Annotated in this window: 12 protein-coding genes and 1 pseudogene; 8 read left to right on the plus strand and 5 right to left on the minus strand. The window is 57.8% G+C overall.

Going from position 1 to position 14,674, the window contains the following annotated elements:
• The 3 genes from VSR72_RS38345 to VSR72_RS38355 form a co-directional block, all read right to left on the minus strand.
• The coding region (locus VSR72_RS38345; RefSeq protein ID WP_342957424.1) for an IS66 family transposase at window positions 1-1,189 on the minus strand (1,189 nt) is incomplete at its 3' end.
• A gap of 29 nt (window positions 1,190-1,218) precedes the next feature.
• On the minus strand, window positions 1,219-1,566 hold the full coding sequence (gene tnpB, locus VSR72_RS38350) for an IS66 family insertion sequence element accessory protein TnpB (RefSeq protein WP_342957425.1): 348 nt from the start codon (window positions 1,564-1,566) through the stop codon (window positions 1,219-1,221).
• Complete coding sequence (locus VSR72_RS38355) at window positions 1,563-1,970, minus strand: transposase (protein ID WP_342957426.1); 408 nt, start codon at window positions 1,968-1,970, stop codon at window positions 1,563-1,565. The genes tnpB and VSR72_RS38355 overlap by 4 nt, the downstream gene beginning before the upstream one ends.
• A 100-nt stretch (window positions 1,971-2,070) precedes the next feature.
• Between VSR72_RS38355 and VSR72_RS38360 the strand changes: the two are divergent.
• A pseudogene (locus VSR72_RS38360) lies at window positions 2,071-2,840 on the plus strand (SDR family oxidoreductase).
• A gap of 168 nt (window positions 2,841-3,008) precedes the next feature.
• On the opposite strand, the gene VSR72_RS38365 reads toward VSR72_RS38360, so the two are convergent.
• The gene (locus VSR72_RS38365) at window positions 3,009-3,950 is read right to left on the minus strand and encodes a helix-turn-helix domain-containing protein (protein ID WP_342957427.1); all 942 of its coding nucleotides are present in this window, start codon (window positions 3,948-3,950) and stop codon (window positions 3,009-3,011) included.
• Between the two features lie 493 nt (window positions 3,951-4,443).
• Here VSR72_RS38365 and VSR72_RS38370 point away from each other — a divergent pair, with 493 nt between their 5' ends.
• The 3 genes from VSR72_RS38370 to catA all read left to right on the plus strand — a co-directional run bounded on the left by VSR72_RS38370 (window position 4,444) and on the right by catA (window position 8,568).
• Window positions 4,444-5,913 carry an aldehyde dehydrogenase family protein gene (locus tag VSR72_RS38370; RefSeq protein WP_342957428.1) on the plus strand — a complete coding sequence of 490 codons (1,470 nt, stop codon included), beginning with the start codon at window positions 4,444-4,446 and terminating at the stop codon, window positions 5,911-5,913.
• A gap of 274 nt (window positions 5,914-6,187) precedes the next feature.
• Window positions 6,188-7,270 carry a porin gene (locus tag VSR72_RS38375; RefSeq protein ID WP_342957429.1) on the plus strand — a complete coding sequence of 361 codons (1,083 nt, stop codon included), beginning with the start codon at window positions 6,188-6,190 and terminating at the stop codon, window positions 7,268-7,270.
• A 362-nt stretch (window positions 7,271-7,632) separates the two neighbouring features.
• Complete coding sequence (gene catA / locus VSR72_RS38380) at window positions 7,633-8,568, plus strand: catechol 1,2-dioxygenase (protein ID WP_342957430.1); 936 nt, start codon at window positions 7,633-7,635, stop codon at window positions 8,566-8,568.
• Between the two features lie 94 nt (window positions 8,569-8,662).
• Here the strand turns inward: catA and VSR72_RS38385 are convergent, their stop codons facing one another.
• Complete coding sequence (locus VSR72_RS38385; RefSeq protein WP_342957431.1) at window positions 8,663-9,658, minus strand: AraC family transcriptional regulator; 996 nt, start codon at window positions 9,656-9,658, stop codon at window positions 8,663-8,665.
• 305 nt (window positions 9,659-9,963) lie between these two features.
• Here VSR72_RS38385 and antA point away from each other — a divergent pair, with 305 nt between their 5' ends.
• The 4 genes from antA to VSR72_RS38405 all read left to right on the plus strand — a co-directional run bounded on the left by antA (window position 9,964) and on the right by VSR72_RS38405 (window position 14,607).
• Window positions 9,964-11,352: an anthranilate 1,2-dioxygenase large subunit gene (antA, locus tag VSR72_RS38390; protein WP_342957432.1), complete on the plus strand. Its 1,389-nt coding sequence runs from the start codon at window positions 9,964-9,966 to the stop codon at window positions 11,350-11,352.
• A gap of 3 nt (window positions 11,353-11,355) precedes the next feature.
• The gene (antB, locus tag VSR72_RS38395; RefSeq protein WP_342957433.1) at window positions 11,356-11,844 is read left to right on the plus strand and encodes an anthranilate 1,2-dioxygenase small subunit; all 489 of its coding nucleotides are present in this window, start codon (window positions 11,356-11,358) and stop codon (window positions 11,842-11,844) included.
• A gap of 15 nt (window positions 11,845-11,859) precedes the next feature.
• Window positions 11,860-12,888, plus strand: coding sequence for an anthranilate 1,2-dioxygenase electron transfer component AntC (gene antC / locus VSR72_RS38400; RefSeq protein ID WP_342957434.1), 1,029 nt, complete (start codon window positions 11,860-11,862; stop codon window positions 12,886-12,888).
• Between the two features lie 156 nt (window positions 12,889-13,044).
• On the plus strand, window positions 13,045-14,607 hold the full coding sequence (locus tag VSR72_RS38405) for a methyl-accepting chemotaxis protein (RefSeq protein WP_342957435.1): 1,563 nt from the start codon (window positions 13,045-13,047) through the stop codon (window positions 14,605-14,607).
• Window positions 14,608-14,674: the final 67 nt, after the last annotated feature.

A 14,674-nucleotide genomic window follows, 5' to 3' on the forward strand; every position in this document is an offset into this window, starting at 1 on the left:
GCTCCTGGCGATGGGCACGGCGCTCGTCGGGCGGTTTGCCCCTGATACTTTCCTCAATCCTGTATAGCGCGCCGATACGCTCGAGCGCCTCAGTGTTCAGCGCATTGGGGCGCGCTGCGTGCAATTCGTAGAACTGTCGTCGAGCGTGTGCCCAGCAAGCTGCCTCCGTAACGCCCCCGGTTTCATAGATGGCCTGGTAGCCACCGTATGCATCGGCTTGCAGCGTACCCTTGAACGAATCGAGGTGTTGCTGTGGATGGATGCCTTTGCGATCCGGCGTATAGGCGAACCACACCGCCGGCGGCGTCATGTCGGCCGATGCACGATCGTCGCGCACGTACACCCACAGGCGACCGGTTTTCGTCTTGCCGTTGCCCGGAGCAAGCACTGGAACCGGCGTATCGTCGGCATGCACTTTCGTCGCCGACATCACGTGACGACGCAATGTTTCAACGAGCGGTTGCAGCAGCGTCGCCGCGTGACCGACCCACTTCGCCAGCAGCGAGCGATCAAGCTCGACGCCTTCTCGCGCGTACATGACCGATTGCCGGTAGAGCGGCACGTGGTCTGCGAACTTCGAGACGAGCACATGGGCCAGCAACCCTGGGCCGGCGAGACCGCGTTCGATGGGGCGGCTCGGCGCAGGCGCCTGAGCGATGTGGTCGCAACACGCGCACGCAAACTTCGGCCGCACATGACGGATGACACGGAAGCTGGCCGGCACGTACTCCAGTTGTTCGGCGACGTCTTCGCCCAGCGACTTCATCAGGCCACCGCACTGCGTGCACGTCCCAGCGGATTCGGGCAGGTGCGTCTGGATCTCGCGCGGCAGATGTTCCGGCAGTGGCCTGCGCGGTGGCTGTTCCACTGCCGTGCGCGGCGTCTTCGGGATTTCGACGGGGGCCGCGCCTTCGTCGGCCTCAAGCTCTTCGAGACGCAGTTCGAGTTGCTCGATCTGATGGTCCAGCTTCTCCGACTTGCGACCGAACTGCATACGGCGCAGCTTGGCAATGAGCAGCTTCAGGTGTTCGACTTCGGCGGCGCGCGAAGCCAACGCGGCTTGTTGCGAGTCGACCGTTTCCTGCAACTGGAGCACTTGCGCGTCGCGTTCGCGCAGCGCGGCCTCCTGGCTGAGCAGCATGGCCTTCAGCGTTTCGACATCGTCGGGAAGTGGGTTCGCACGCGTCATGCAGGCAGTTTACGCGCCGGCGACGACGTTTACAACGCTGAGATCGGTTGTGCCGTTCTCGTCGGTTGCCGCCAGTCGATGCCTTCCAGCAGCATCGCTAGTTGCGCCGGGCTCAGGCAGATGACGCCACCGTCGGCTTGAGGCCAGACGAAGCGCCCCTTCTCGAGTCGCTTCATCAGCAGGCACATGCCATCGCCGCTCCACCACAGCACCTTGAGCAGGTCGCCGCGTTTGCCACGAAACACGAAGACGTGCCCGCAGAAGGGATCGCGCTCCAGTACGGTCTGAACCTTCGCGGCGAGGCTGTTGAAGCCTGAGCGCATGTCGGTCACGCCAGCAGCCAGCCAGACGCGTGTGTGGCTGGGCAGACCGATCATGCGGCTGCTCCCGGCATACCGCGCAGCATGCGAAGCACCAGCATCAAGGTACTTTCGTCAGGTGCGCCTTCAATACGCACCCGGGAATTGCCGACACTGATTTCGATAGCCCCTGATGGTGCGGCGACCGGCGCTGGAATCGATGCCGGCGGCGCTACCTCGCTAAGCGCTGCATTGATCTTTATGGGGAGCAGATCAACGGGGTCGTATTCACCCGCGTGCAGCGCCCGGCGCCATTTGAACACGAGGTTCGTGTTCAGCCCGTGTTCCATCGCCAGGCGTGCGACCGAAACCCCGGGCTCGCTCGCCAGCCTGGCGATCTCGCGCCGGAATTCGAGCGGATGATTCGGTATGCCTTTGCGGCCAGATCTCTTCAGTGCTTCTGTTGTCAAAGTAGTCCCCACTACTCGATGTGGTGGGGACTACTCTGGCAACTTCTGGTCAGATCGTCGAGACGGTATGGTGGACTCGCTTACTGCCGAGCGGTGGGCGGAGGGATTTTAAATGAGCGATCAATTCAAGGGTAATAAGCTGCTTGTCGTCGGGGGCACGAGTGGAATGGGCCTCGAGACGGCCCGTATGGTGCTCGCCGAGGGCGGTAGCGTGGTCATCGTCGGGCACCGTGCAGATAAAGCCGAAGAGGCACGTAAGGAGCTCGCCGCGCTCGGCGCGGTAACAGCGTTGACGGCGGGACCTATCCAGCAACGACGGGCTGGCTGCGCTGCTCAAGACGATCGACGAGCAGCATGCGGACATCGACCTGCTCGTCAATGCTGCAGGCATCTTTCCCAAGCCGTTCCTCGAGCACCAGGATGCGGACTACGATCAGTACATGAAGCTGAACAAAGCGTTTTTCTTTATCACGCAGAAAGTCGCCGCTAATCTGGTCGCCAAGGCCCGCCCCGGTGCGATCGTCAATATCGGCTCGATGTGGGCGAAGCAAGCCATCGCGGCAACGCCGTCGTCGGCATACTCCATGGCGAATGCCGGTCGGCATTCGCTGACTCAGCACCTCGCGATGGAATTGGCTCCGAAGCACTTCCATGTCAACGGGGTATCGCCAGCAGTAGTCCAAACCCCGATCTACGAAGGGTTCATCCCGAAGGCGGAAGTGCACAGCGCTGCAGGGCTTCAATAGCTTCCACCCGATCGGCCGCGTAGGCACGCCGCGGGATGTCGCGGAAGTGGTCACGTTCCTACTCTCGGACAAGGCGAGCTGGGTTACCGGTGCGATATGGGATGTCGACGGTGGTGTGATGGCTGGCCGGAACTAATATCCAGCTGCATGGTACTGCCCCGTTTTTGGCGGGCTCCGATGTCGTCGACGAAAACGTTCGGCGGCGGAAGTTCAACGACCGGCGCCCGCCGCTGTACGAAATCTGCTTAAATGAGTAGCGCCTCTCCGCACTGCCCCGTTGTCGAACGTCGACGGGGGCATCACCTCACCGCGGGCGATAGCGACGCAACGTCGCCGCTGGTGGCTCCCCAAAAGCCAGCCGATAGTCCGCACTGAACCGGCCGACGTGGGCGAACCCCAGCCGCAAGGCAACATCAGTGACCGACGTATCGTCGGTTGCGGACGTGAGAATCCGATGTGCGGCGTCTAGACGCGACCTTCGCAGAAAAGCAGAAGGTGTTGTCTGATCGACCTTCTGAAACCCATTCTGCAGCGTTCGAATACTGACCCCGAGCTCGCGAGCCACAGCCGCAACCGTGGTTCCGGATTCCGCTCGTTCACTGAACAGTTGCTTGGCCGAAGCGACGACTCTCGGCGTCGCGGCGGGAACTGGGCGCTCGAGTTGCTCCGAAAAATTGTGTCGATGGCCGTGCAGAATCGTCGACAACAAGAAATTGTCCAGCGATTCGGCGGCAGTCGGCGTCAAGGCTATGCCTGACGATGTGATCGTGCATAGCACTCTCAACGCATCTTGCCAGACGGCTTCGAATGCTTTCGGCAGCGGACAAAGTTCGAATGCGATGGGCTTTTCAAGTGGGTAGCCGAGCAACGACGCACACGTGCGTTCGAGCTGTTCAACGTTGACGCGCAGCGAATTTTGGGCGAACGCGTGATCGAAACGGAAGATGGTCTCCCGCCCAGGCGACAGTGGAACAGTCTGGCCTGCGCGCCAAGAGATGCTATTGCCGTTTTGCTCGGCGCGAGCCGCGCCGGACGATGCAGACATCAAAAGCAGTAGATTCGGAAAACGCCCGGCATTGACGACTACCGGCGCCGAATAACGCAGGTGCACGACTGCTTGTTCCGTCGCCCCCGCGACACAAAATACAGTATTGATCCTCCGATCTGGCGCACTTGGTTCGATCCTGTGAGGACAATAGACCCGTCCCACCAAATCAATGGCCTCATCGAGATCACGGATCGTCACGGAACTACGGTCATTCCGAGCCGAAACGAGGCGACCCATTTGACCGGTAGAGTCTTCCGGGTGAGGTGTTGGCATCTCGGACACTCCGTAGCAGAAACAGCGTCATTGTGCGTCATTTGCCTGCCATACGGAAAGCATTGGATACAGAGCCTGCCGGACCCTGAGATGCAAGTTAGCGATGGCACTCTTGTGCCAGGGAAATCCCCGAGGTCCTGAATGCGCAATTCGGATATCGCTGCGCCTTTCGTCCTTTCGGGCATCCTCTGCGCCGGTGCAGTATGACGCAGGAGAGTGTTCGGGACCATGCACCGGCCCCCACTGCCTGAGCACCCTGGTTTCACATTGTGTTCGCAGCCTATCGGTGCAAAAAAAATGCAACCGTTGAAGAAAGCGATCACTGTCGCTCGACTAGCGCATTTAAGAATTTCCCGCCGAGTCCTCGTGCGGGACTGACCAGACCTTTAAATCATCAACGATCACTGAGAAGAAATCTATGGAACTGGGACTGAAGCAATCCTACGGTGCGTTTATCGCCGGCGCATTCACCCCTATCAAGGGAGAGACCTTTCCTGCAATCAATGCTTCGACGGGCGCACACCTGGCTGATATCGCGCGCTGCAACGCCGACGATGTCGCATTGGCCGTCGAAGCGGCAGAGGCAGCCTTCCATGCATGGCGCGCGACCGGCTTCGAGGAGCGTTCGTCGCTGCTACTGAAGCTGGCCGACGCCCTGGAAGCCGATGTCGAACGGTTGACTACGATCGACACAGCGGATATCGGCCGTGTTTACAGCGAAGTTATGCACGATTACCGGATCGCGATCGAGCAGTATCGCTACTTCGCTGGAGCCATCCTCACACATGAAGGCTATGGTCGGCCGATCCCGGATGGCTACTTGCTGGCAAAGCGCGAGCCGATCGGCGTCGTTGGGCAAATCATTCCGTGGAACGTACCGGCGATCATGGTCGCGCTGAAGGTTGCGCCGGCGTTGGCGGCGGGCAATACCGTCGTACTGAAGCCCGACGAGAACGCATCGCTTTCGACCCTCGAATTCGCCGAGATCGCCAGCAAGATCTTTCCGCCGGGAGTCGTGAATGTCGTGCCCGGCTTCGGCGAAGAAGTTGGTGCGGCGCTGACAGCACACCCCAAGGTGAAAAAAATCGCCTTCACCGGCAGCTCCGAAGTCGGACGCATCGTCGCACGCGCGGGCGCCGATCGGCTCGTACCGGTCTCGCTCGAACTTGGCGGCAAGAGCCCCAATATCGTCTTTCCCGACATCGAGGACATCGATGCGGTCGTCGACAATGTGCTGTTCGGCGGCACGTATTGTAACGGTCAATCTTGCCTCGCCGGTACACGAGTCTTTGTGCACGACGATATTTACGGAACGTTTTCCGACAAGCTAGCCAACGCCGCGAGCCGCATCAAGGTGGGCGACCCGATGGATGGCCGCACGCGAGTCAGCAATCTCGTGTCGTCGACTCAAGGTCAACGCGTCCTGGACTACATCGACATCGGCAAGGCGGAGGGTGCGAAGCTGATCGCCGGCGGTGATCGAGTCAAGGTTCAAGGCTGCGAACACGGATATTTCATTCAGCCCACTGTCTTCGAAGCAACGAACCGTATGCGCGTCGCGCAGGAAGAAATTTTTGGCCCTGTGCTGAGCCTGATTCGCTGGAGCGACTACGAAACGATGATTGGCCAAGCCAATGACGTGAGATATGGTCTGGCGTCGGGCATCTATACGTCGAACCTGGCAAACGCGATGCGGACTGCTGATCGCCTCGAAGCTGGCAACGTCTGGATCAACCACTACTTCAACCTAACTAGCGGCTCGCCATTCGGCGGCTTCAAGGAGAGCGGCATCGGCACCGAACATTGCCGCGAAACGCTCAATATGTATTCGCATGTCAAGGCGATCACCGTGCAAGATACCGTCGTCAAGCCCTGGTTCTCGATTTGAGAGCGAGCTGATCGAATTCTCATAGCGGATTAGTCACCACTGAAGACCGAGACGTTTCACAATTTTAGGTCTCGCCATGACGTCGCCGCCTGCAGCTCGTCATGGCAGTTATGCCATTCGATCACGCCTTCCCAAGACCCAGCAACCCCAAATTGCGCTCGAACCAGCCATCGCTGATCGACCGGTGTTTCAAGAGACGAAAGCAACCCGCCATTGGTATATCTGCTGTATCGGCGGACAGAATAATTCGATTAAGAATCAAGAAGGAGACTCTATGCCGAAGAAGTTTCATTGGCAAGCAGTTGCACTTTGCCTATGTGCGGCCCAAAACTGTCATGCGCAATCCAGCGTAACACTAAGTGGACTGATCGACGCCGGCGTCTCGTACGTCAGCAACGAGGGCGGAAGCGGAAATCTCAAATTTGACGATGGCATTTTTGTGCCAAACTTGTTGACACTTAGTGGTAGAGAAGACCTCGGAGGCGGGACACAGGCTGTCTTCAATCTCACAAATCAGTTCGTTTTGGGAAGTGGATCTACGCTGCCCGGCCAGGGATTTTTCGGCAGGACGGCATACGTTGGCCTGGACGATAATCGACTGGGTCGCCTCACGTTCGGCAATCAGTACGACTTCATGACCGATTCCCTATTCGGCGGGCTGACTGATGCCGCAAGCTTTACATCGGGCCTCTATCAATTTCGCAATGGGCCATTCGATAAATTAGGCTTACCTGGCAATCCCACCGGAGCATTCGACTGGGACCGGCTGGCCGGTGAGCGGATCACGAATTCCGTAAAGTATCAAAGCACTTCGTTTCACGGGCTATCCGTTGGTGCAATGTACGGCTTCGGGAATGTGGCAGGTTCGATCGGGACGGGCAACGCCTCCAGCTTCGGACTGAGCTATGTGAACGGTGCGTTCGGCGCGAACGCGGCATACACCCTGGTGAAAGACGCGACGGCGTCCGGGCAGGTCAGCGTTCGCAACTGGGGAGTCGGAAGCCACTACCGTCTTGGCACCGTGACGGCGACAGCATTGTTCACCACAGTACATAACGATGCGAATGGAGCCGCAGTCTGGCAAGCGGAACTCGGGGAACTCTGGGAAATGAATAGCAGTTGGTCGCTAAGCGGCGCATATTCATATATGAAGGGCAACTCAGTGGTTGACGACAACCACGCGCATCAGTTGAGCGCCATGCTGCAATACCTATTGTCGAAACGCACCAGCGTTTATGCATCCGCCGTGTACCAGCGAGCAACCCAGGGAAGCACCGCGCAGATCAACGCCGTATTCGTACCATCCAGTACACCGTCGCAAGCCATTGTGCGGGTCGGGATGACGACACGGTTCTGATAACGTACGCGCAAGTTCGCAGGCCGTAGCAAAGGCGGATAAGCGCCTTGCTTTCGACGCACAATCCGCGGACAAGGTCAGTCGAGCGATTGAGGGACGACTTTGGCCATGCCTATGAGGCGTCCGGCCGCGATCGATCGGAAGTGTAAATCTCCTGCCCCAATCGCTTGATGAGGTCGATGTACTCCGAGCGGTCGTTGACACGATGACTAAGGATCACGGGTGATGTGGTAGTGACGGCCTTGTGTCGCCATCCGTCGTCCATTCATAGCGACGACGCCTGATTTTCAGTAAGGGGCGCTCTTTCGAGGGCGAGTGCGTCCTAACGGTTCTTGCCCCCATACGTAGTGGAGACAATCATCATGAGCACCAAGGTGTTCGATACAAACGAAGTACAAGAGTTGCTGAAGGCTGCGGTCAACCTTGAGGGGGAAAACGGCAACCTCCGTTTCAAGGCGATTCTGCACCGGTTGTTGAGCGATCTGTTCAAGGCTATCGACGATCTCGACATCACGCCCGATGAGGTTTGGGCCGGCATCAACTACCTGAACGTGCTCGGCCAACAAGGCGAAGCGGCGTTGCTCGCTGCCGGCCTCGGGCTGGAGAAGTATCTCGACATTCGAATGGATGCAGCGGACAGGAACGCTGGCATCAACGGAGGCACGCCCCGTACGATCGAAGGCCCGCTTTACCTCGCGGGCGCGCCGGTGCGCGATGGCGTATCGAAGATCGATATCGACCCGGATCCGGATGCAGGCCCGCTGGTGATCCACGGCACCGTCACAGGCCCCGACGGCAAGCCGGTCGCCAATGCCGTAGTCGAATGCTGGCATGCCAACTCGAAGGGCTTCTATTCGCACTTCGATCCTACAGGTTCTCAAAGCCAGTTCAACCTGCGTGGTGCGGTGAGAACCGGGGCCGATGGCAAGTACGAATTCCGTACGCTGATGCCCGTTGGCTACGGATGCCCGCCGCAGGGCCCGACTCAACAATTGCTTAACGCAGTCGATCGTCACGGCAACCGCCCTGGACACGTTCATTTCTTCGTCACCACCCCCAACTTCCGCAAACTGACTACGCAGTTCAATATCGAGGGCGACCCGCTGATCTGGGATGACTTCGCGTACGCGACCCGTGAAGAACTCATTCCGCCTGTCGTCGAAAAGGCAGGTGGGGCAGCGCTAGGATTGAAGGCTGACGGCTACAAAGATATCAAGTTCGATATCGCGCTGACTGCCCTGGTCCATGGCAAGGACAATCAGGTAGTCAACCGCAACCGCGCGTCAGCCGCGAAGTGATTGTCACAGGCGGCCCAACGCCGCCGCTTTGCCTGCTGCACGAGAGGACCAATGCAGTCGAGTTCTCTTCCAACATCAGGAAACGCGCACCCGGCTAACGTACGCGAGTGCGCTTCAGCGTCTGAGACGGGGTTTCGCCAAACAGATCCTTATACTCAGAAGAGAATCGCCCTAGGTGCGAGAAACCCCAGCTCATCGCGATCGAGGAGACATTGTGTTCAGAGCGATGTTCGAGCAGGTCACGCCGCGCGCCCTCGAGCCTAAACCTTCGCACAAATGCCATAGGCGATTGCCCGAAATGTTGCCTGAAGGCGTCGAAAAGCCTGTGACGCGATACCCCAGCCGCACGTTCTATGTCTTGGAGTGCGATGTCGTTACGCGCGTTGTCGACGATGAACTGACGGGCACGCCGAAGGTAGTGCGGCGGAGCAGACCGCAATGTAGCGAGTTCTTCAAAATAATTGTGAGGCTGAGACAACAAGAGCCCCTTAAGCAGCGCATGCTCGATGTCACCTGTCAGATAGGAGTGGTTCAGTAGCGGAGCCGACTGCTCCATCTCGCGCAGCACAAATTTGACCAACCTCCACCATGCCGCCTGATCTCCATTCGCGGCATCCATATCCGGCTGAAAAACCAGCGCCCCATCGAGCGGCCGCTGCAATAGGGTCTCAAGCACTGTGCGTAGCGCCGGCCGCGGAATCGAAACGATAATCTTGCGGCAGTTCCCTCCGATCGCCAGTTCTTGGGTTTCCTCAGGGGAAACGATCAGACCTTTTCCCTCGTCCGATGACCACAAGCGACCACGCATCGCGAGTTTCTGCTCGCCGGTAAGTGGAAGACTAATACTGTAGCAATTCAGCGGAGCGCCTTTCCGCACCAAGACCGTTACGTCGGTGCCGTATTCCACGTAGCCAAGCGTACATGCCGTGGAGCGCAGTACAGTGCCTGAGTGACGAAATCGCACATCGCCGGGGTGACGTACTTCGAGCCCGTGCGGGCCGCAGATCAAGGCCATCCAATCCCGCGCCCCGTCTAAGTCGTGACGCGAGGCTTGAATTCCGTAGCCATCGTTAGCAGCCGTAGAAGACATTGCTCGCAATACCTGTACCTGAAGCTTAGAGAATAGACGATTCCGCAACCGAAAAGAAGCGCTGCGGCCGATAAGTCAGCTTGGCAAAGGTGGGACGAATGGACGTCTGCCACTAGCGAGCCTGGCGCGTTCCCGCGGCACTTCGGTGCGGTCTTCCCCGACGGGTAGATGTCCGCTCGCCAAGAGGCAAAAAAATGGATAAAGGACGCCCACCAAGCGGATAGTGCCGGCGCCTCGTCCGGTGTCCAATCCTATCTACCAAGCACCCATTCATAAGCCCGAGAAAAGCTGGAGGAGCAACGATCGTGAGCGCCAAAAGAACCACTTTGCAGTGGCAGGATTTTATTCGCGGATGCCTCGACTTCCGCCCCGCGGATGGCGTCTATCGCATCGCGCGCGAGATGTTCACGGAGCCCCAATTGTTCGACCTGGAGATGGAATTCATCTTCGAGAAGCGCTGGATTTACGCCTGCCACGAAAGCGAAATTTCGAAACCGCACGATTTCATGACGATGCGCGCGGGCCGGCAACCGATGATCATCTCGCGGGACGCCAGCGGCCAACTGAACGCCATGATCAACGCGTGCCAACACCGCGGCGCAACCCTTACGCGCATGAGTAAGGGGAATCAGTCCACTTTCACTTGCCCGTTCCACGCATGGTGCTATAAGAGCGATGGCCGGCTCGTCAAAGTGAAGGCTCCGGGCGAGTACTGCGACGATTTCGACAAGGCAACGCGAGGACTGAAGAAGGCACGGATAGCGAGCTACAAGGGCTTCGTGTTCGTAAGCCTGGACGTCGAAGCCACCGATACGCTCGAGGATTACCTCGGCGATGCTCGCATCTTCTTCGACATGATGGTCGAGCAATCGCCTACGGGGGAACTCGAAGTTCTGCCCGGCAAATCGACCTACACCTATGACGGGAACTGGAAGCTGCAAAACGAGAACGGACTCGATGGCTACCACGTCAGTACTGTGCACTACAACTACGTTGCCACGGTTCAGCATCGCCAGGAATCGAACGCGAAGAAGGATGGGAAGCCGAGCGCAACCCTCGACTACAGCAAGCTCGGTGCGGGCGACGCGGATACCGACGATGGGTGGTTCACATTCGCGAACGGCCACAGTGTGCTATTCAGCGACATGCCAAATCCAGAGGTACGTCCGGGCTATGCGAGCGTGACACCGCGCCTCGTTGAAGCTCACGGCCAACAGAAGGCTGAGTGGATGATGCATCGACTGCGCAATCTGAACATCTATCCGAGCCTCTTTTTTATGGATCAAATCAGTTCTCAGCTTCGCATCGTGCGGCCAGTGGCCTGGAACAAAACGGAAGTGATCAGCCAGTGTATTGGTGTAAAGGGCGAATCAGATCAGGACCGCGAGAATCGCATCCGCCAGTTCGAGGACTTCTTCAACGTATCCGGCATGGGCACGCCAGACGACCTCGTCGAGTTCCGGGAACAGCAACGCGGCTTTCAGGCGCGGCTCGAACGATGGAGCGATATCTCGCGCGGCCATCATCGTTGGGTGACGGGCGAGACCGAGAACACACGCCTACTCGGCATCAAGCCACGTCTCACTGGAACGGAACTCACACATGAGGGCTTATATGTGAACCAGCATGGAGCGTGGGAAGAGTCGCTGTTGAAAGGACTCTCGCAAAAATCCAGCGATACCGAGGAGGCTTAAACCATGCAAGCGCTGCAACATTCAGTCGAGCAGTTTCTTTATCGCATGGCGGAGCTTTGCGACGCCCAACTCTGGGACGAATATCTCGATCTGTTCGACGAGAACAGCGAATTTCACGTACCGCAGTGGGACTCCGAGCACGAATATACGAGCGACCCGAAACGCGGTATGTCGCTGATCTACTATTCGAACCGCACGGGTCTAGAAGACCGCGTCTTTCGCTTGCGAACCGGCAAATCCGCTGCATCGACGCCGCTGCCGCGAACGATGCATCAGATCACCAACGTGCGCATCACCCCGTGCGAAGGCGGTAACTATGAGGTGAAGGTGAACTGGGCAACGTTTTATGCTCGTCAAGGCATAGGCGAGTACTTCTTCGGGCGGGCTACTTACCACCTGCGCGAACACGGTCAAAGTTGGAGGATCACCAAGAAGCACGTGCTGCTGCTCAACGACACCATCAACGCGGTGCTCGACTTTTACCATCTTTGAGCGGAGTGCCTGCCCATGAGCTACAAAGTTGCTTTTAGTTTTGCCGACGGCAAAACCGTGTTCTTCGACGCCCGGGGCGACGAGCTTTTACTCGACGCTGCGTTGCGCAACGGGGTAAACATTCCCCTTGATTGCCGAGAAGGCGTATGCGGCACCTGCCAGGGACGCTGCGAATCAGGCAGCTACACGCAGGATTATGTTGACGAGGAGACGCTTACCTCTGCTGACCTCGCGCAACGCAAGATTCTTTCTTGCCAGACGCGCTTGCAGTCGGACGCGTCCTTCTATTTCGATTTCGATTCAAGCCTGTGTAACGCCGGAGGCACCTCGCTCCTGTCCGGACGCGTCGCCGGTGTACAGCAGGTTTCCGAAACAACCGCAATTTTGCATCTCGATGCGAGTTCGCACACGCGACGGCTCGACTTCCTCCCCGGACAATATGCACGCCTCAAGGTGCCCGAAGCGGATGTCTGGCGGTCCTACTCGTTCGCGAACCGGCCCGATGACAGCAACCAGTTGCAGTTTCTTATCCGGCTCCTCCCAGACGGCGCAATGAGCAATTACATACGCGATCGATGCAAGCCAGGGCAAACGATCGAGTTCGAAGCGCCGTTCGGAGCTTTTTATCTGCGACAGATCGAGCGCCCGTTAGTTCTGGTTGCCGGTGGCACCGGCTTATCCGCGTTTTTGGGCATGCTTGACGACCTTGCACAGAACGGCGCCTGCGGCCAGCCGATCCGCCTCTACTACGGCGTAACCAACGCGCGTGATTTGTGCGAACTCGAGCGCCTTGCACGTTATGAAGACAGAATCGCGAACTTCCAATGCGAGATTGTCGTAATGAACCCCTCCGCAGAATGGCTGGGCAAGACGGGGCTTATTCCACAGCATTTCGACCGCGCGTTCCTGGACGCCAATTCGGTCGACATGTACTTGTGCGGGCCACCTCCGATGGTGGAGGCGATCAAAGTGTGGCTGTCGACCGAACTTCTCGACAAACATAGGCTCTTCTACGAGAAATTCGCGGATAGCAACAGCCTTTAACCGCCCCGCTTCGAAGCAGTAAGGACGCCGACGATTCGTTCGCCGTTGGTGAGAATGCGGGTATCGGGTTGGCACCGAAGCCGCGTTGAATATCCGCGTCTCATTCGATAAAGATTCGATTCCATGGACCATACCGGATTAACGGGGAGAGAAATAATGAAAAAAAAGACGCTTAGCGTTTCTACACGCCTCCTTATATCGTTCGGCACCTTATTCCTCCTATTCGCCATGGAAGGTGCCGTTTCGTTGGATAAACTTCGAGAATCCAACACTCGCCTCTCTCGAATCGTCGACGATGGAAACGTAAAATTGGCATTGGCGGAAGACCTCTCTCGTCAGGTTTTTATCGGGATGGACTCCATAAAAACAATATTGCTTATAACCGATGCGAACGCGATCTCATCTTTCACTGCGCGCGGTTATGATGCAAAACAAAAATTCATGACTGACCGAGAAGCGCTGCGTAAGATAACGCTCGGGTCTCCTGAGGCCACTGAACTGATAGACGCAATCTTCGAGACTAACGATAAGCGGGCGGTGCCTGACTTCGATCGCTTCGTGACGTTGGCACGGAACGGGCAGCGCGACGAAGCTGCTCAGTGGTTGGTCGATCGAGCCGCACCGTCGTTGCAAGCACTTCAAGATACGATCACGCACTTCACGCAATTCCAAACGGCACGTAACGCGGAACAGAAACTGCAAGCTGTCACGACGTATGAGAGAGCGAAGGTGACCCTAGTGATCGTCCTGACAGTTTCGACTGCCATACTGTTTGGGGTTGGGCTCGCTCTATCTCGAAGCCTGCTGCATGACTTGGGCGCGGAACCGGTTACCGCACGAGAAGTCGCTTCTACGATCGCGCAAGGTGATCTATCGAGCGAGCCTGTAGTTCTCGGTGCACCTCCAGGTAGCTTGATTGTGGCAATGAGAGAGATGCATATCGGTCTCAGGCACGTTGTCGAGAGCGTACGCCACTATGCTGAAACAGTCGCGCTTGGGAGTCGAGAGATTGCGCAAGGAAACGACGAACTCTCAGCACGCACAGAGGAGCAGGCCGCGTCGCTCCAGGAGACTGCAGCCAGCATGACGGAATTGACCGAAGCTGTCAGGCAAAACGCAGACAACGCACGAGAGGCAAATTCTCTTGGCGCGCATGCCTCCGCCATGGCCAAATCCGGGAACGAAGCGGTGCAGGATTTGGTAAGCACGATCGCGGAGATAAGCGGCAGGTCCACGAAAATTGCCGATATCACTAGCTTGATAGAAGGCATAGCGTTCCAGACGAACATACTTGCACTTAATGCAGCCGTTGAGGCCGCTCGTGCGGGCGATCACGGACGCGGTTTCGCCGTCGTGGCGAACGAGGTCCGAGGGCTCGCCCAACGGTCGGCGTCCGCCGCCAAGGAGATAAAGGAACTCATTGCCTCATCCCTCGCAATAATTCAGGGCGGCGTAGCCCAAGCCGGCAAAGTGAACGTAATGATTGGAGATGTCGAGCAGGCCATAGAGCGTGTATCGGTCATCGTGAGCGAAATCGCGACTGCGTCGATGGAACAGAGCCGAGGCATCGAACAGATCAATCAAGCCGTGTCGCAAATGGACGACGTGACGCAGCAGAACGCTGCACTCGTCGAGCAATCGGCTGCAGCCGCGCAGTCGCTCGACGAACAAGCTTGGAAGTTGAAGGACGCCGTTGCGACATTTAAATTGACTGCGTGACCGGGAATCTCACACGTCATTTTTGGTGAGAATGCGATAGTCCTATCATCGAAAAAGTCTCTTCAAC

Origin of the sequence: Paraburkholderia sp. JHI869 (assembly GCF_038900775.1) — a bacterium.
Taxonomy (GTDB): domain Bacteria; phylum Pseudomonadota; class Gammaproteobacteria; order Burkholderiales; family Burkholderiaceae; genus Paraburkholderia.

Excerpts from the sequence above, each read along its gene's own strand:
- tnpB (WP_342957425.1), bottom strand. The coding sequence starts at position 1,566 with ATGATCGGTCTGCCCAGCCACACACGCGTCTGGCTGGCTGCTGGCGTG.
- VSR72_RS38370 (WP_342957428.1), top strand. The coding sequence starts at position 4,444 with ATGGAACTGGGACTGAAGCAATCCTACGGTGCGTTTATCGCCGGCGCA.
- VSR72_RS38375 (WP_342957429.1), top strand. The coding sequence starts at position 6,188 with ATGCCGAAGAAGTTTCATTGGCAAGCAGTTGCACTTTGCCTATGTGCG.
- catA (WP_342957430.1), top strand. The coding sequence starts at position 7,633 with ATGAGCACCAAGGTGTTCGATACAAACGAAGTACAAGAGTTGCTGAAG.
- VSR72_RS38385 (WP_342957431.1), bottom strand. The coding sequence starts at position 9,658 with ATGTCTTCTACGGCTGCTAACGATGGCTACGGAATTCAAGCCTCGCGT.
- antB (WP_342957433.1), top strand. The coding sequence starts at position 11,356 with ATGCAAGCGCTGCAACATTCAGTCGAGCAGTTTCTTTATCGCATGGCG.
- antC (WP_342957434.1), top strand. The coding sequence starts at position 11,860 with ATGAGCTACAAAGTTGCTTTTAGTTTTGCCGACGGCAAAACCGTGTTC.
- VSR72_RS38405 (WP_342957435.1), top strand. The coding sequence starts at position 13,045 with ATGAAAAAAAAGACGCTTAGCGTTTCTACACGCCTCCTTATATCGTTC.